At 56.0% G+C, this 16703-nt stretch carries 21 protein-coding genes; 17 read left to right on the top strand and 4 right to left on the bottom strand.

The genetic code is table 11. The features are described 5' to 3' along the window. From rpsE to dapB, 12 genes are all read left to right on the top strand, one after another. Positions 1 to 507, top strand: coding sequence for a 30S ribosomal protein S5 (gene rpsE, locus dmul_RS14615; RefSeq protein WP_020878729.1), 507 nt, complete (start codon positions 1 to 3; stop codon positions 505 to 507). A 54-nt stretch (positions 508 to 561) separates the two neighbouring features. Beyond that, entirely contained in the window at positions 562 to 759 is a 198-nt protein-coding gene (rpmD, locus tag dmul_RS14610; RefSeq protein WP_020878728.1) for a 50S ribosomal protein L30, read from the top strand. Next, the gene (gene rplO / locus dmul_RS14605) at positions 746 to 1180 is read left to right on the top strand and encodes a 50S ribosomal protein L15 (RefSeq protein WP_020878727.1); all 435 of its coding nucleotides are present in this window, start codon (positions 746 to 748) and stop codon (positions 1178 to 1180) included. The genes rpmD and rplO overlap by 14 nt, the downstream gene beginning before the upstream one ends. A gap of 71 nt (positions 1181 to 1251) precedes the next feature. After that, complete coding sequence (gene secY, locus dmul_RS14600; RefSeq protein ID WP_020878726.1) at positions 1252 to 2571, top strand: preprotein translocase subunit SecY; 1320 nt, start codon at positions 1252 to 1254, stop codon at positions 2569 to 2571. A gap of 64 nt (positions 2572 to 2635) precedes the next feature. Beyond that, positions 2636 to 2854: a translation initiation factor IF-1 gene (infA, locus tag dmul_RS14595; RefSeq protein WP_020878725.1), complete on the top strand. Its 219-nt coding sequence runs from the start codon at positions 2636 to 2638 to the stop codon at positions 2852 to 2854. Positions 2855 to 2884: 30 nt separating this feature from the next. Next, positions 2885 to 2998, top strand: coding sequence for a 50S ribosomal protein L36 (gene rpmJ, locus dmul_RS19785; protein ID WP_020878724.1), 114 nt, complete (start codon positions 2885 to 2887; stop codon positions 2996 to 2998). 16 nt (positions 2999 to 3014) lie between these two features. Continuing rightward, a complete protein-coding gene (rpsM, locus tag dmul_RS14590; protein ID WP_020878723.1) occupies positions 3015 to 3398 on the top strand; it encodes a 30S ribosomal protein S13 in 384 nt (127 codons plus the stop codon). A gap of 64 nt (positions 3399 to 3462) precedes the next feature. Then, the gene (gene rpsK / locus dmul_RS14585; RefSeq protein ID WP_020878722.1) at positions 3463 to 3849 is read left to right on the top strand and encodes a 30S ribosomal protein S11; all 387 of its coding nucleotides are present in this window, start codon (positions 3463 to 3465) and stop codon (positions 3847 to 3849) included. A gap of 15 nt (positions 3850 to 3864) precedes the next feature. Continuing rightward, positions 3865 to 4494, top strand: coding sequence for a 30S ribosomal protein S4 (gene rpsD / locus dmul_RS14580; protein WP_020878721.1), 630 nt, complete (start codon positions 3865 to 3867; stop codon positions 4492 to 4494). 112 nt (positions 4495 to 4606) lie between these two features. Continuing rightward, on the top strand, positions 4607 to 5629 hold the full coding sequence (locus dmul_RS14575) for a DNA-directed RNA polymerase subunit alpha (protein WP_020878720.1): 1023 nt from the start codon (positions 4607 to 4609) through the stop codon (positions 5627 to 5629). Between the two features lie 6 nt (positions 5630 to 5635). Continuing rightward, complete coding sequence (rplQ, locus tag dmul_RS14570; protein ID WP_020878719.1) at positions 5636 to 6139, top strand: 50S ribosomal protein L17; 504 nt, start codon at positions 5636 to 5638, stop codon at positions 6137 to 6139. Positions 6140 to 6223: 84 nt separating this feature from the next. Further along, a complete protein-coding gene (dapB, locus tag dmul_RS14565; protein WP_020878718.1) occupies positions 6224 to 7054 on the top strand; it encodes a dihydrodipicolinate reductase in 831 nt (276 codons plus the stop codon). Here the strand turns inward: dapB and dmul_RS21135 are convergent. From dmul_RS21135 to dmul_RS14545, 4 genes are all read right to left on the bottom strand, one after another. Then, complete coding sequence (locus tag dmul_RS21135; RefSeq protein WP_020878717.1) at positions 7051 to 9081, bottom strand: ABC transporter ATP-binding protein; 2031 nt, start codon at positions 9079 to 9081, stop codon at positions 7051 to 7053. The genes dapB and dmul_RS21135 overlap by 4 nt on opposite strands. Then, on the bottom strand, positions 9078 to 10901 hold the full coding sequence (locus tag dmul_RS14555) for an extracellular solute-binding protein (protein ID WP_144016615.1): 1824 nt from the start codon (positions 10899 to 10901) through the stop codon (positions 9078 to 9080). The genes dmul_RS21135 and dmul_RS14555 overlap by 4 nt, the downstream gene beginning before the upstream one ends. Before the next feature lie 75 nt (positions 10902 to 10976). Next, the gene (locus dmul_RS14550) at positions 10977 to 12020 is read right to left on the bottom strand and encodes an ABC transporter permease (protein WP_020878715.1); all 1044 of its coding nucleotides are present in this window, start codon (positions 12018 to 12020) and stop codon (positions 10977 to 10979) included. Continuing rightward, on the bottom strand, positions 12017 to 13048 hold the full coding sequence (locus tag dmul_RS14545) for an ABC transporter permease subunit (protein WP_020878714.1): 1032 nt from the start codon (positions 13046 to 13048) through the stop codon (positions 12017 to 12019). The genes dmul_RS14550 and dmul_RS14545 overlap by 4 nt, the downstream gene beginning before the upstream one ends. A gap of 195 nt (positions 13049 to 13243) precedes the next feature. On the opposite strand from dmul_RS14545, the gene dmul_RS14540 reads away from it, so the two are divergent. The 5 genes from dmul_RS14540 to dmul_RS14520 all read left to right on the top strand — a co-directional run bounded on the left by dmul_RS14540 (position 13244) and on the right by dmul_RS14520 (position 16556). After that, entirely contained in the window at positions 13244 to 13459 is a 216-nt protein-coding gene (locus tag dmul_RS14540; RefSeq protein ID WP_330216964.1) for an ArsR/SmtB family transcription factor, read from the top strand. 187 nt (positions 13460 to 13646) lie between these two features. Beyond that, positions 13647 to 14984 (top strand): permease, encoded by a 1338-nt coding sequence (locus dmul_RS14535; protein WP_052018619.1) that lies wholly within the window; start codon positions 13647 to 13649, stop codon positions 14982 to 14984. 140 nt (positions 14985 to 15124) lie between these two features. Continuing rightward, the gene (locus tag dmul_RS14530) at positions 15125 to 15358 is read left to right on the top strand and encodes a thioredoxin family protein (protein WP_020878711.1); all 234 of its coding nucleotides are present in this window, start codon (positions 15125 to 15127) and stop codon (positions 15356 to 15358) included. A gap of 94 nt (positions 15359 to 15452) precedes the next feature. Beyond that, positions 15453 to 15827: a thioredoxin family protein gene (locus dmul_RS14525; RefSeq protein ID WP_020878710.1), complete on the top strand. Its 375-nt coding sequence runs from the start codon at positions 15453 to 15455 to the stop codon at positions 15825 to 15827. A gap of 21 nt (positions 15828 to 15848) precedes the next feature. Further along, on the top strand, positions 15849 to 16556 hold the full coding sequence (locus dmul_RS14520) for a cytochrome c biogenesis CcdA family protein (RefSeq protein ID WP_020878709.1): 708 nt from the start codon (positions 15849 to 15851) through the stop codon (positions 16554 to 16556). The last annotated feature ends 147 nt before the right edge of the window (positions 16557 to 16703 follow it).

The following is a 16703-nucleotide window of genomic DNA, read 5'->3' as shown; positions in this document are numbered from 1 at the left end:
TTGGTCTTTAATGCGAAAAGACAGGATACGGATGAGAATCAGTTAATCGATAAAGTCGTCCATATCAGCCGGGTGGCGAAGGTCGTTAAAGGTGGTAGACGGTTCAGTTTCAGTGCGATCGTTGTTGTCGGCGATGGTGAAGGCAGTGTCGGCTTCGGTTTGGGCAAGGCCAACGAAGTTCCCGAAGCCATTCGAAAGGGTGTTGACAAGGCCAAAAAAACCATGCTGAAGGTGCCGCTGGTCGACGGGACGATCCCGTTTGAAATCGTCGGCAAATATGGCGCCGGCCGTGTCCTTCTGAAACCGGCGTCCCAGGGAACCGGCGTTATCGCCGGCGGTGCGGTTCGCGCTGTGCTGGAGGCCGTCGGTGTGCAAAATATTCTGACGAAATGTTTGGGATCCAACAACCCTCACAACGTCGTCAAGGCGACACTGGAAGGGCTCTATCGGCTTCAGAGCCGTAGGCAGGTCGCTGCAAGACGGGGAAAGCCTGCGGAAGAACTGTAACGAATCGTCCGGCTGGATGCGCATCTACGGCAAACGGATGTTAGAGGAAGACAAATGGCTGAAAAATTAAAGATAACACTTGTAAAAAGTATGATCGGAAGGCCGGAAAAGCATCGAAAGGTGTTGCGGGGAATGGGGCTGACCAAACTGAACAAAACAGTCGTTCTTGAGAATACCCCCGCAATTCGAGGGATGGTCGGCGCTGTATCGCATTTGGTAAAGTCAGAGGAGATCCTTGATGAAACTGCATGAATTGTCCCCCGCGGAAGGGGCGCGAAAATCACGGAAACGCATTGGCCGCGGCGTCGGCTCCGGATGGGGAAAGACAGCGGGTCGAGGCAGCAAAGGACACAACGCCCGTTCCGGCGGCGGCGTCAGGCCGGGATTCGAGGGCGGTCAGATGCCGATCCACCGTCGTCTTCCCAAACGGGGATTTACCAATATCTTTAAGAAAAATATCGCCGTCGTCAATATTCGGGATCTTGCGAAGTTCCAGAGCGGCGACACCATTGACGGCCCGGCCCTGATCAAGGCGGGAATCGTCAAGGGAAGCATTGACGGCATTAAATTGTTGGGGTTCGGGGATATCGATTATCCGTTGACGGTCCGTTTGGATGCCGTCAGTGAAAACGCCAGAAAAAAGATCGAGGCCGCCGGCGGCACGATCGTCTAAGCCGCGGAGTCCACGGCCCATCGGACTGACGAAAAAGGTTACACACTCACAGCAGCAGACGAGGGATATCTATGGTTGGTGGCGGGTTCCAGAATATTTTAAAGATTCCCGAATTAAAAAAGCGCGTCTTGTACACGTTTGGTCTTTTGGCCGTATATCGCGTTGGGGTTCATGTTCCGACACCGGGAATCGATACCGTTGCGCTGGCGTCGTTCTTCGCCCGTGCAAAAGGCACCCTGTTGGGGCTCTTCGACATGTTTTCGGGCGGCGCGCTCGAGCAACTGTCAGTATTTGCGCTGGGAATCATGCCCTATATCAGCGCCTCTATCATCATTCAGCTTCTGACGGTGGTCGTGCCGCATCTGGAGCAGCTTTCCAAGGAAGGGGAGCAGGGGCGGAAAAAAATCACTCAGTACACCCGGTACGGAACGGTGCTTCTCAGCATCATTCAGGGATTCGGTATCAGCATCGGTTTGGAAAGCATGACATCTCCCGGCGGTGCCGCAGTGGTGATCGATCCGGGTTGGACGTTTCGTCTGATGACCGTGATTACGCTGACGGCGGGAACCGCGTTTATCATGTGGCTGGGTGAACAGATCACGGAGCGGGGTATTGGAAACGGCATCTCACTGATCATCTTTGCCGGCATCGTAGCCAGAATGCCCGTCGCCGTCTCGAATACGTTCCGCCTCGTGTCCACTGGAGAGATGGGCGTTTTTTCCATCGTTATCCTGGTGGTGCTGATGCTGGTCGTGGTGGCTGTGATCGTCTTCGTGGAGCAGGGGCAGCGCAGGATTCCGGTACAATACGCCAAGCGCGTGGTGGGGCGGCGAATGTACGGCGGTCAGAGCACCCACCTGCCCCTCAAGATCAATACGTCGGGCGTCATTCCGCCCATCTTCGCATCGTCCATCATCATGTTTCCGGCGACGATTGCCAACTTTATCAACGTTCCCTGGATGCAGCAGGTCGCAGGCGCTATGGTACCGGGGAATCTTGCGTATGAAGCACTATACGTCGTCTTTATTTTCTTCTTCTGCTATTTCTATACCGCCGTGACGTTCAATCCGGTTGATGTGGCGGACAACATGAAAAAGCACGGGGGGTTCATTCCGGGGATTCGTCCGGGCAAACGCACGGCCGATTACATCGATCGGGTCCTGACGCGGATTACGCTGGGCGGCGCCATTTATGTCTCAACGATATGCGTGTTGCCGTCCATTCTGATATCCAAATTTAACATTCCGTTTTATTTCGGTGGAACAGCACTATTGATCGTGGTGGGGGTTGCTATTGATACGGTTTCCCAGATCGAATCCCATATGCTCACCCGTCACTACGAGGGTTTCCTGAAAAAAGGGGGCGGAACAAGAATCAAGGGACGCCACTAGAGAATCTGCGCTTTGCGGAATCAGTTGTTGGGCTCGTCCCAATGAAAAGACAGAGGGAGATAGCATGCCGAAAGAAGAACCGATTAAGGTGCAAGGTACGGTGAAAGAAACCCTGCCGAACGCCATGTTCAAGGTGGAACTGGAAAACGGCCATCAGATTCTTGCGCATATTTCCGGGAAGATGCGGATGCATTTTATACGAATTCTACCCGGTGATAACGTGACAGTCGAGTTGTCTCCGTATGATCTGACCCGGGGCAGAATTGTTTATCGATCAAAATAAGCGTAAAAGCGCTTGAAGGAGCTTGGTTCAATGAAAGTCAGGGCATCTGTTAAGAGGATATGCAGCAAATGCAAGATTATCCGCAGGAAAGGCGTGATCCGAGTGATCTGCGAAAATAAGCGCCATAAACAGAGACAAGGTTAACAGAGGAGGATAAGCGTTGGCAAGAATTGCGGGCGTAGATTTACCTAAGGGAAAGCGGATTGAAATCGGGCTGACCTATATCTATGGTATCGGTCGAACGTCGTCGAGTCGGATACTGTCACAGCTGGATATCGATCCGAATGTAAAGACAGATGATTTGACCGAAGGACAAATCAACGACATTCGAAAAATGATCGACGGCGGATACAAGGTCGAGGGCGAGCTTCGAACCGAGGTCTCCATGAACATCAAGCGGTTGATGGATCTGGGATGCTATCGTGGACTTCGGCATCGAAAAGGGCTTCCCGTCCGGGGACAGCAGACCAAAACCAATGCGAGAACCCGGAAGGGGCCGCGACGGGCGGCAGTGAAGAAAAAAGGCGCAGCCAAGAAAAAGTAATTCATGAGGGATTGCGCGGCGTCGCAAACAGCGCCGATGGGCGCGCAACAGAGGAACAGCGTTTATGCCGAGAAAAACTCGAACCAAAAAAAAAGAGAAAAAAAATATATTAAACGGCGTCGTGCATATTCAATCGACGTTCAATAACACCATCGTGACCATTACGGATCCGACGGGAAATATCGTTTCCTGGTCCAGTGCCGGTGTGCAGGGCTTCAAGGGGTCAAGGAAAAGTACGCCGTTCGCCGCTCAGTTGGCCGCTGAGGACGCTTCCAAAAAAGCGATGGAGCACGGCATGAAAAATGTCGAGGTTTATGTCAAAGGCCCGGGAGCCGGACGGGAATCCGCTCTTCGGTCGTTGCAGGCTGCCGGATTCAACATCGTCATGATCAAGGATGTTACACCGATACCGCATAATGGTTGCAGACCGCCGAAACGCCGCAGGGTGTAAAATAAGGAGGAAAATTTGGCACGATATATAGGTTCTGTTTGCCGGCTATGCAGACGAGAAAATTTGAAATTGTTTTTGAAGGGAGACCGCTGTTATTCGGACAAATGTGCATTTGATCGGCGCGGGTATCCGCCGGGTCAACATGGTCAGCGGCGGCGAGGGAAATTGTCCGACTACGGGATTCAGCTCCGTGAAAAGCAGAAGGTGAAACGTATCTACGGTCTTGACGAAAATCAGTTTCGCCTGTTTTTCAAAAGGGCCGAACGACAAAAGGGCATCACGGGCACCAATCTCCTCGTCGCCCTCGAATGCCGCCTCGACAATGTCGTCTACCGGCTTGGGTTTACCAATTCCCGTACCCAGGGGCGTCATTTCGTTCGGCACAAACATTTTCTGGTCAACGGGAAGGCGGTCAATATTCCCTCCTATCAGGTGAAGGTGGGTGATGTCATCGAACTGCGAGACAAGAGCCGCAATATTCAGGCAATGACCGATGCGCTGGAGAGCGTGGTTCGCAGGGGCATCCCCCAGTGGCTCGAGGTTGAGAAGGAAAACATGAAGGGTATCGTCAAGAGCCTGCCGGTCCGTGAGGATCTGACCATGCCGATGCAGGAACAGCTTATTGTCGAGCTCTACTCGAAATAATTTGCGTTCGTCCTTGATGAAATACAGGGGGCGTTCGCACCATTCGTGATGTTGTAGGATACAAACGACGACTACTCGGACATCTTCCTGAAAAGTCTGGAGTTAATATAAAATGTCATCAAATGAACTCATGTATATGAACTGGCGCGAGATCATCAAGCCGGAAAAGGTTCAGAAAGAAGAATCCACACTTTCCTATGGTAAGTTCGTTTGCGAACCCCTTGAGAGAGGGTTCGGTATCACCATCGGAAATTCTCTCAGGCGGATTATTCTCTCTTCCCTTTACGGGGCAGCGATCGTATCCGTGAAATTTGATCAGGTGATGCACGAATTCAGCGTGATTCCGGGTGTGCTCGAGGATGCTTCCGAGATAATATTGAACCTCAAAGAAGTTCGTCTCAAGGTGTCCGATCCTGAACCCAAAATGGTTCGAATTGACGTGAGTAAAGAGGGCGAAATCACGGCGGGAGATATCATCAGCGACAACGGCAGGGTGGAGATTCTCAACCCCGAGCAGCACATCGCGACGCTGGGGGCCGATGCCGAACTGAAAATGGAGATGATGGTAAAGGTCGGCAGGGGGTATTCCCTTTCCGAAGCCAACAAGGATGAGGAAGCACCGGTTGGCACGATTCCCATCGACGCTGTTTTTTCACCCATCAAGCGGGTGAACTACGTCGTCGGGAACGCCCGTGTCGGACAGAAGACAGATTACGACAAATTGACGATGGAAGTCTGGACGGATGGGAGCGTCAAGCCGGAGGATGCAGTCGCCTATGCGGCAAAAATCCTGAAAGAGCAGATGTCGATTTTCATCAATTTTGATGAGGATGTCGAGCCCGAGCCGGAAAGAACATCCGAAGAACAGGAACAACCCAAGTTTAACGAGAACCTCTACCGAAGCGTCGAAGAACTTGAGCTGTCCGTCCGCAGTGCGAATTGCCTGAAGAACGCTGATATCCACAAGATCTATCAGCTGGTCGCCAAAACCGAGGCCGAGATGCTCAAAACGAAAAATTTCGGGAGAAAGTCTCTCAACGAGATAAAAGAGGTCCTGACCGAGATGGACCTTTCTCTTGGGATGAAGCTTGAGGGATTTATACCTCCGGAGGAAGATGCGGAGGAAGGAGAGTAAGATTCTATGAGACACCGAAAAGCAGGGGTAAAATTAGGTCGGAACAGCAGTCATCGCAAGGCCATGTTTCGCAACATGGTGACCTCACTTTTTAAGTACGACCGTATTCGGACTACCGATGCCAAGGCCAAGGCTCTCAGGGGCTGGGCGGATCATATCGTCACCCTGGCCAAGCGCGGGGATCTTCACGCCCGGCGCCAGGCCCTTTCGATCATTCGCGAACAGGCGGTGGTTCACCGGCTCTTCGATGAGGCTCGCGAGCGTTTTGGCGACATCCACGGCGGGTACACCCGCATTGTCAAGGTGGGGCGACGCCCCGGAGATGCGGCGGCCATGTCGATGATCGAGCTGGTGGCGGCAGATAAGCGAAAGGCGCCAAAAGCGCCCAAGGTCGAGAAAGCGGCACCCGTGGAAACCGCACCGACAGCAGAAACCGCTCCCGAGGCCGAGTCCATCAAGGGCACCGGGGAAGGCGAACCCGCCACGGAAACGAAATCGGAAGTTCAATAAAGCGGTTCGTCCTCCCGGGAGGACACCTTGATGGAAAAGCTCTGCCCCTGAAGGCAGGGCTTTTTTACTTTGAAGGAGGTTGTAATGGAAACAATCAAGGTTATGGTCAACGGAGCCCCGGGTAATGTCGCCCGCACGGTTATCCGTCGGATCATCCAGGATCCTCGGTTCGCGCTGGTGCCATACTCGCTGACGGGTCCGGAGATCAACGAGAAGATCTGCAACGTGGACGACGTTGCGGTGCAGCTGTTCCTGCCGGAAGCCAGGTCTCAGGCGCTTGCGGCCGTTCGGGCGGCGGGACCGGAGGTTATCTGCATCGATTTTACCCACCCCGCCGCCGTCAACGAGAACGCGGAATTCTATTGCGAGGGCGGCCTTCCCTTTGTCATGGGCACCACCGGGGGTGATCGGGAGCGACTCATGGCGCGCGTTGCCGCTTCCAACATCTCCGCCGTCATCGCGCCGAATATGGCCAAACAGATCGTCGGTTTTCAGGCGATGATGGCTTATGCCGCCGAAACGTTCCCCGGCCTTTTCGCCGGCTATTCCCTGGATATCCGGGAAAGCCATCAGCAGGGCAAGGCCGATACCAGCGGAACGGCGAAGGCCATGGTCGGCTATTTCAATCGCCTCGGGTGTACGTTTACCGAAGCGGACATCGTCAAGGAGCGAGACCCCCAGCGACAGAAGACGGTGTGGGGTATTCCGGAGGCGCACCTGGCCGGACATGCCTGGCATACCTACACCCTGGTATCCGACGACGAAACCGTCAAATTTTCCTTCACCCACAATGTCAACGGCCGCGAGGTCTACGTCAAAGGTACCCTGGATGCCGTGGTGTATTTGCATTGCCGGATGCGTGACGGCATTCGGGGACGCGTGTTTTCAATGATCGACGTCCTCAAGGGAGACTAGACCCGGTGGCACGCCACCCAATGCACATTGCCGTTGCCGTCGTCCACTTTTCGCAGGATGGGCTCTTCCTCGGTACAGCGGTCGATCCGGATAGGGCATCGGGTTCGAAATCGACACCCGGACGGCGGATGGATGGGTGAAGGGACGTCGCCTGCCGGAAACGGCTTCTGGGGCTTCGGATCGGGGGATGGAACCGGTATGGCTGCGATCAGTGCCCGGGTGTAGGGGTGAAGAGGGCAGGCGTAAATGCCGTCCGCATCGGTGTGCTCCACGATCTTGCCGAGATACATCACCGCGATGTCGTCCGAGATGTGGCGAACCACCGTCAGGTCATGGGAGATGAACAGATAGGTCAGACCCAACTCCTCCTGGAGATCCAGCAGCAGATTGAGAATCTGGGACTGGATGGAGACGTCAAGGGCCGAGACCGGTTCGTCGCAGATCACGAGCTCGGGGTTCAGGGCAATGGCCCGGGCGATGCCGATCCGCTGCCGTTGCCCGCCGCTGAATTCATGGGGGAACCGCGTGAGTGCGCTTTCGGGCATGCCCACGGTTCCAAGGAGGCGGCGCACCTTTTCCCGGCGTTCATTTCCGGATCCCATGCGGTGGATGATGAAGGGCTCCTCCAGGATGTCCGCCACCGTGAACCGACTGTTGAGGGATTCGAAGGGGTCCTGGAAGATCATCTGGACATCCCGTCGAACGGCCTGGAGCTGCCTTCGGTCCAGGGTGAGAACCTCGCGGCCGTTGAACCTCACGCTCCCGGCCGTGGGCTGGTAGAGCCGCAGAATCGATCGGCCTACCGTGGTTTTGCCGCATCCCGATTCGCCCACCAGTCCGAGGGTCCGTCCCCGTCGGATGACAAATGAGACGCCGTCGACGGCAAAGACCTTGCCCACCGGGCGGCGGAGGATTCCGCCGTAGATGGGGAAATGCATCTTGAGGTCTCGGACCTCGAGGCAGATCCGGGAAATGGCCTGTGTCGATGCCGATGTGCCGACAGACGGCCCGACAGCCTCTTTGTCAGCGGTTTCGAGGCTGAAAGGTGCAAGGGTGTCACTGAAATGGCAGGCGGCGAAATGATCCTCGCCGACGTTCATCATGGGCGGATCGGTTCGGCAGAGGGGCTTTGCATGGGGGCAACGGTTGCGGAACCGGCAGCCTTCGGGCAGCTCGTGAAGGCCGGGAACGACGCCGCGGATGATGCTGAGTGGCGTTTTTCGCGGGAAATCCAGCCGGGGGATCGAGGTGAGCAGACCCCGCGTGTAGGGATGACGCGGATTTTCGAAGAGCTCCCGGATGGATGCGGTTTCAACGGTTCTCCCGGCATACATCACGGCGACGGCGTCGCAGGTCTCGGCGATAACCCCCAGGTCGTGGGTGATGATGATGACCGACATGCCGGTTTCCGCCTGGAGATCGCGAATGAGCGACAGGATCTGAGCCTGGATGGTGACGTCCAGGGCCGTGGTCGGTTCGTCGGCGATCAGGATGTCCGGCCGACAGGCCAGGGCCATGGCGATCATCACCCGCTGGCGCATGCCGCCGGAGATCTGATGGGGGTATTCCCGCATCCGCTGTTCGGGCTCGGGAATGCCGACCTTCCGAAGCATGGAGACGGACGCCGCCTCGATGTCGCCCGTCGGCATATCCGGAAAGTGGAGTTGGAAAACCTCGCCGAGCTGTCGACCGATGCGGTGGACCGGGTTGAGTGCCGTCATGGGTTCCTGGAAAATCATGGAGATCCGTTTCCCGCGGATCCGGCTCATCTCCCCGGCAGGCAGGCGAACGAGGTCCGTGCCGTCGAACCAGATCTCCCCCGCTGCGATACGGCCTGCGGGCCTGGGCAGAAGCCGCAGGATCGACAAAGCCGTGACGCTCTTGCCGCATCCGGACTCGCCGACGATGCCGAGGGTGGCGCCCCGATCGAGGGAGAAACTCACATCATCCGCCGCTCGGACGCTTTCCTCCTCCGTATCGAACACCGTCACCAGGCGGCGGACCTCGAGTATGGGTGCCGGCTTCACTTCAGAAACTTCATTTTATAGGTTTCATCGATGCGGGTCACCGGTGGAAACGGCTGCCGCTTCCGCATGGCCTGCCGGGTTTCCTCGTGCCGGGCTTCGTCGAACCAGAAGAGCCCGCCGGTGACGCTGTCAAAGGGGTCGAACAGGTCGCCGCTGATCCTGGTGCCCGGCGGGGTCGGCAGACGCCACCACCGCCAGTAGGCCTGGCGGACATAAGGCACCATGAAGGTCGGTACAAAACAGCCGATCTCATGCACCCGGGCCTGGATCCGCCGCGAGAGGTCGATCCGTTCCGCTTCATCGAGGGAATTTCGATAAGCGTCGATGAGCCGGTCCAGTTCGGGATCGTCCGTGTTGGTGATGTTGTTGGTCTGGGGCTTGTGGGCGTTGACGGAATGAAAATGCTCCCAGTACTGGGGCCGGAGGGAGGTGCTCCAGCCCATCCACGCCACGTCGTGCTTCTTTTCCATAACCATCTTGTAGGCGGCTGACGGATCGAGACGCTGGAGCTGGAGCTCGATGCCCGCCTTCTTGGCCTCCTCCTTCAACACCACCAGCCGCGGGGTGTGCTCCTCGATGCTGTAGGAAACCTCCACCGAAAAGCGTCGGCCGCCCTTGGTCCAGATGCCGTCGGGCCCCCGCCGCCAGCCGGCTTCCTTCATATATTCGTTTACCTTTTCAAGATCGAAGCGTCGTGCCCGGATCTCCGTGTTGGAATAGGGACCATATCCCACAAACCCGCTTTCCAGGCGGAAGTAATCGTTCCGCAACACCTGTTCGATCACCTTTTCCACGTTCATGGCATGGGCGAAGGCGTACCGGAGTCGCGGATCTCTGAAGATCTCGCGATCCTGGTTCAGCCAGAGCCCCATGGCCGACTGCTGGGTGTCGTTGAAAAACCAGATGCGCTCGATGTATCCTTTTTCGATCTGGGGCGTTTTCGACCGGATGTGCCAGTACTGGGGAAAGTTCATGGCGAAGGTGTCGATCCGGGCTTTTTTGAAATATTCCCACAGGACGTTGAAATCCCGCACAACGGTGAATTTGACCCGGTCCACGTTGAAGCGATTGTTGAAATAATGGAGATCATTCCCCCACCAGTCCGGCTTTCGCTTGAACATGACGTATTTCCCTTTTCGGAAATACGAGATCTGGTAGGCGCCGGTGTTGGGCACGATTTCCCAGTTGTACCTGCGGACGAAATCCGGTCCGAGGGTCTGGTAATAGTGCCGGGGTGTGGGGGCGATGCCGAGCTTCAGGTGCAGGTCGGGGACCGCCTTGGTGCTGACTACCGCCAGGGTGTGGCCGTCGTAAACGATGACCCGGTCGATCTCCTGGGTGTAGTAGTCGTTGTACCAGGGCGCGATGATATGCTCGGAGCGCATGAACTCCAGGGTGAAGGCAAAGTCGTCCGCCGTAACCGGAACCCCGTCCGACCATTGGGCCCTGGGATTCAGTTTGAAGTACATGGTCTTCTTGTCCAGATCGAATGCCCAGTGGGTCGCCAGCTCGGGGATGATGTTCAGGGTATTCGGGTGCAGGCCGATGAGGCTCAACTGGTTGCCCAGGATGGCGCTTCGGAAGCTGCTGTTGGAATCGGGGCCCACCGTTCGAAAGGTAAGGGGAAAGGTCATGAGGGCCGTGTGAAAGGTGCCGCCCCGCCGGGCTTCGGGCGAGGCGAACACCGGGTCCGCGGTGTTGGTGAGCCACTGGATATCGTCCGGAAGCGCGGGCGCGGCGCCGAGGGGGGTGGGCTGAACGACCAGGGTGATCCCCATGAGAATTATCGTCACGATGAGAATGCTGTTGTTCGATTTCATCCGTTTGTCCTTCCTGATGGCCTGATACGTCCGGGTTCGCGGCGGCACGGTGATGCTCCCCGGTATGCTTGCCATCTATTCATATACCGTGTGGAGCCTGGGATCGAAAGCTTCCCGCACCGCCTCGCCGATGAACGTCACCGTAACGAGCGTAACGACCATGGCTGCGATCACGGATCCGGCGATCCACCAGGCATCCATGGCGGTCCATCCCTGCTGCAGAAGCTCTCCCCAGCTCGGCGTCGGGGGCGGGAGCCCGAACCCCAGATAGTCGAGGGAGGTGAGGGAGACGATGCCCCCGGAAACCGAGAAGGGCGCATAGGTCACGATCACCGCCACGGTGTTGGGGATGATGTGCCTGAAGATGATCCGCAGGTTGGAAGCGCCCAGGGCCTGCGCCGCCAGCACGTATTCCCGCTCCTTCTCCTTGTAGGTGACGGTCCGCATGGTCCAGGTCATTCCGATCCAGCCGAAGAAGGCCATGATCAGGATGAGGATGAAGAAGTTGGGCACGACCACGGATGAGATGATGATGATGACATAGAGAAACGGCACGTTGGACCAGATTTCGATGATCCGCTGGAAAAAGAGGTCGAACCGTCCTCCGAAATATCCCATGGCGCACCCGATGCTGACGCCGATGGCGTAGTTGGCCAGGAGGAGTCCGAGGGAGAAAAAAATGGCGATGCGGAACCCGTAGACAAGTCGGGCCAGGAGATCCCTGCCGACGATGTCGGTGCCGAGGAAATGACGGGAAGCGATGGAGGGTGGGAAGGGCGGAAAAGCGTCATCTCTCAGGTCGTTTTCATAGGGGTTGTAGGGCGCCGGCGGCATCAGCACCCAGTTGCCCTCGCCTGCTGCGTCAAAGCGCGCCTTCAGCTCGCGGTAATTGGTTTCGTAATCATAGTCAAGGCCGAAGGTGGTGCCGGGAAGGATCCGGCCGTAGGTGGGGAAGTAATAACGCCCCTCGTAATGAACCACCAGGGCCCGGCTGTTGATGAAAAGTTCGGCCGTCAGAGACAGACCCATCATCAGGCAGAAGATGATGAAGGAGACATACCCCCGCCGGATCGACTTGAACCGGCGGATCTTTTTGAGGGTCAGGGGATTTCGTCTCATTTGAACTGCACCCGGGGGTCGACGAGGGCGACGCAGATGTCCGACAGGATGTTGCCGATCATGAGGAGCAGGGAGGAGATTACGAGGATGCCCAGAACCACGGGGTAGTCGCGTTGGACGATGGATTCGTAGCCCAGAAGCCCCATGCCGTCGATATTGAAGACAGTCTCGATGAGGAACGAGCCCATGAGAATGACCGAGACATTGTTGCCGAAATGGGTGGCGATGGGGATGAGGCTGTTTCGGAAGGCGTGCCGGAGGACGGCTTTCCGGAAGGGCAATCCCTTGGCGATGGCCGTTCGGACGTAATCCGACGCCAGGTTGTCCATGAGGGTATTCTTCATCAGAAGCGTCATGATACTGAAGGAGCCGATGACATAGGCGGCAAGGGGGAGAACCGTATGCCAGGCGAGGTCCATTGCTTTCTGTATCAATGAGAAATCCTCGAATTCGTCGCTGACCAGGCCCCCCAGGGGGAAAAAATCCCAGTGAGAAGAGAAGAGGATGAGCAGCAGGATCCCCACCACCCATCCGGGGACGGCATAGCCGATGAAGACAAGGACCGAGGAGAGGTTGTCGAAAAGGCTCTTGTGCCGCACGGCCTTGGCCACGCCCAGCGGGATGCAGACGCCGTAGACCAGTATCATGGAAAGAATGCCGAAATAGAGGGAGATGGGGATGCGCGTCCTGATCATCTCCCAGACCGGGTCGTAGTAGCGGGTGGAGGTGCCCAGATCGCCCCTGAGAACCTTGCTCAGCCACAACCCGTAGCTGACCAGGACCGGCTTGTCGAATCCGTAGTATTTTTTGAGTTCGGCGATTTGTTCCTCGGAAAGCGGTTGGGTCTGTTCACTCATGGCGGTCGCTGTCCGATGCCCGCCCTCGAGGCTGCGCATCTGCTGGGCCTGGACGATGATCCGTTCGATGGGACCGCCGGGCACGAAACGGGTGATGACGAAAACCATGATGGTGATGCCCAGGAAGGTGGGAATGATCAGCAGCAATCGTCGGATGAAATACGCGGTCATGGATGCCTTTGCAGAAAAAGGTGGAAAATTTCTCTCTATACTTACCAGCAAACGGCACCGAACTCAAGGAGTTCGAGCGACCTGACATTACCGGTCTCCATTCTCCCATGGATTTTCCATTGACACCGGTTTGTGCAGATAGTATATTCCAAAAAAGCGATACAAAGGGTATCTGTGAGAGAATGTATCAATGTGATGAAAGCGCTTTCGGACCCCAACCGGGTGAAAATGATCAAATTGCTGCAGCGCAGGATCTTGTATGTCTGCAACATTCAAAGGGCGACGGGGCTTGCACAGTCTTCCGTCAGCAAGCATCTCAAAATACTGAGAGATGCCGGTTTGATCATCCTTTATCTGCCGCAACAGATGTTTCTGGGGTTTATATATCGTCATATGGTGCAATATAACTGATATCCGGACGTTTTTAATATGAACCAATATATCGTTAAATTTGAATTTAAATTTTTTAGAAGAGATGACAACCTCCCGGGACCACGGCCGGCAAATCGCGACCGCAGAAAAAAACTCAACCGAACAACGAGGAGAATCAGTCATGAGCAACGCTCAAACAGCTCATAAAGAATCGATGAGGGACGATATGGCAGAGGATGTGGAGGAAACGGCACCCAGCCGTATCGACTGGAGCACGATCTGGATACCGATGTCGTTGATTGTGGGGGCGTTCCTGGTTGCCTTTTATCTTCCCATGGAAAGCGAGCGGTTCACCAATGCCATACTGGAATCCCTGTCTCTAGTCAAATGGTACGCCCAGGAGCATGTACTGCTTTGTCTGGTGCCGGCATTTTTCATTGCCGGGGCGATTTCCTGTTTTGTGTCTCAGGCCGCGGTGATGCGGTACCTGGGCCCTACGGCCAACAAGGTTCTGGCCTACGGCGTGGCTTCGGTTTCAGGCAGCATTCTGGCGGTCTGCTCCTGCACCGTGCTGCCCCTTTTTGCCGGTATCTGGAAGCGGGGGGCAGGTCTTGGACCGGCCCTAGCCTTTCTATACTCCGGCCCGGCCATCAACATTCTAGCCATCGTGCTGACCGCGAGGATCCTCGGATTGCCCTTGGGCATCGCACGTGCCGTTGGAGCGATTTTGTTCAGCATCGTCATCGGGTTGCTGATGCACTTTTTCTTCCTGAGAGAAGAAGAAGAAAAGGTGCAGGCGGCAATGCATTTGCCTTCTGTGGAGGTCGAGCGGCCTTTGTGGCAGAATGTGGTCTATTTTTCCACTATGATCGGATTGCTGATCTCCGCCACCTGGGGCAAGCCATCTGAACCTGTAGGCTTCTGGAACGCCGTTTTTCAGATCAAATGGTGGTTGACGGGGGCGTTTGCCGTGGGTCTGGGGATTGAGTTCATCGTCTGGTTTCGCGTAAAAGCGATCAAGGTGGTGTTTGCGGGAATCATTGTGGCGGCCCTGGCATTCCTCTTCCCCCACGAACCACTCATCTCCTTCAGTGCGGGAATCATAGCTCTCACTATTCTCATCACCACCACTCGTGGCGAAACCGAAGACTGGTTCATCGCCACCTGGGGTTTCACCAGGCAAATCACGCCGCTGCTTCTAGGCGGCGTCATGGTGGCCGGACTGCTGCTGGGACGACCGGGCAGCGAAGGGCTCATTCCTTCCCAATGGGTGAGTGGTCTGGTGGGGGGAAACTCCTTCGGGGCCAATTTCTTTTCTGCGATCGTGGGGGCGTTCATGTATTTCGCGACGCTCACGGAAGTTCCTATTCTGCAGGGGCTCATCGGCTCGGGAATGGGTCAGGGGCCGGCGCTGTCGCTGCTCCTGGCCGGTCCTGCTCTCTCGCTTCCCAACATGCTGGTTATCCGAAGCGTTATGGGCACCAGGAAAACTGCTGTTTTTGTGTGTCTGGTCGTCATTATGTCCACTCTGTGCGGAATGATTTTCGGGCATTATTTCGTATGATTGAGATTCCGGATCGTGACTCCGATCACCCTGTCGGATGGTTTTCATGCCACGGTTTCATCAGGTCTGAATTATAGTCAACATGCAACTCGTTGCGACGCCTCATGGCGTCGCAAGATCAACATTAAAGGAGAGGTACCATGGAAATCAAAGTGCTGGGGCCTGGATGCCCCAAATGTCAGCAGACGGAAAAAGCGGTCAAGGATGCTGTTGCGGAAACGGGTGTGGACGCTCAGGTGGAAAAAGTGACCGATATTCTGAAAATCGGGGAATACGGCGTGTTCGGCACGCCGGCGGTGGTCATCGATGGAGAGGTGAAATCGGTGGGCAAGATCCCCTCCAAGGAAGAGGTTAAGAAGTGGCTTAAAAAGTGAGTTATCCCTCGAAGGGGGAGCGTGCAGTGCTGTGGGGAAGCATTGTGAGTTCAAAGACAATTTGATGAATCGACCGAGAGGGAGAATGGGAAAAATGAATCAGAGACGCAAGCTGGTTTTGATGGTTTTCGTCTGTATTGGATCCGTCGCCATTGCCTTTGCTTCGCCGACATCCCCGGAAGTGCCCGTCAAGGGAATGGTCACCATGATCGACCTGGGTGCCAGCGAATGCATTCCCTGCAAGCTCATGGCCCCGATTCTCGACAAACTGAAGAAGACCTATGACGGTCGGGCCGCCATTGTGTTCATCGATGTGTGGGAAGACCAGAGCCAGGCGAAAAAATACGGTCTGAGAGCCATTCCGACCCAGATTTTTTTTGACGAGAGCGGCAAGGAGGTGTTCCGGAACATCGGGTTCATGAGCGAAGAGGCCATTGTCGCGCAACTGAAGAAAATGGGCGTCAACTGAGTCTCCAGGGAGGATGCACCGATGTTGGAAACCTTTTTTCTGACGGTCAATCAGTGGATGACCGGCGGCATCGCCGTTGCGGCCGCCGGCTGTTTTCTGTGGGGAATGATCAGCATCCTGCTTTCCCCCTGCCACTTGGCGTCCATCCCCCTTATCGTCAGCTATGTGGCAGGCCAGAATCAAACCCTCAGCCCCCGGCAGGGCGCCAAATACGCCGTAAGTTTCACCGCAGGCCTCTTCATCACCATCGCGATGGTAGGCATCGTCTGTTCCCTGCTGGGTCGGATGCTCGGCGAGATCGGGCCATACTGGACCATCCTGGTGGGCGGAATACTGATCTGGGTGGCGCTGGGCATGATGGGTGTTTCAGCCTGCTCCGTGTCCGGCGGTCTGATGGGGAAATTCAAGCTCAGGGGCATGTTCGGCGCATTTGTCCTGGGCCTGGCCTACGGCCTGCTCTCCGGATCCTGCACCTTCGGGTTTATCGCTCCGATCCTGGCCTTTATCACGATCCAGAAACAGATCGCCGTCGGGATTTTCTATATCGTGATTTTCGGGATCGGGCACTGCATTCCCATTGCGGTGGCCGGCAGTTCCACGGCTCTGGTGCAGCGGCTTCTGGAAAACAGCAATTTCCAGCAGGGGAGCCTGTGGTTCCGGAAGACGGCCGGCATCGCCATCGGACTGTTCGGAGTTTATTTCATTGTAAACCCGTTTCTGGGGACGTGACAGAGACGAAATTGCATCTTCCAAACCGGCCCAATATGGTTTAAGAATCGAAAGAACACGGATGATGGGATTCAGTTGATGTCGAGAGTGTGGATTGTCATATTGCTGTTGCTGGGTTCAAACCCGGGGCAGGGGTGTGCCGCGGCG

Source organism: Desulfococcus multivorans (assembly GCF_001854245.1).
GTDB lineage: Bacteria > Desulfobacterota > Desulfobacteria > Desulfobacterales > Desulfococcaceae > Desulfococcus > Desulfococcus multivorans.
This window is presented reverse-complemented; position numbering and strand designations above follow the sequence as displayed.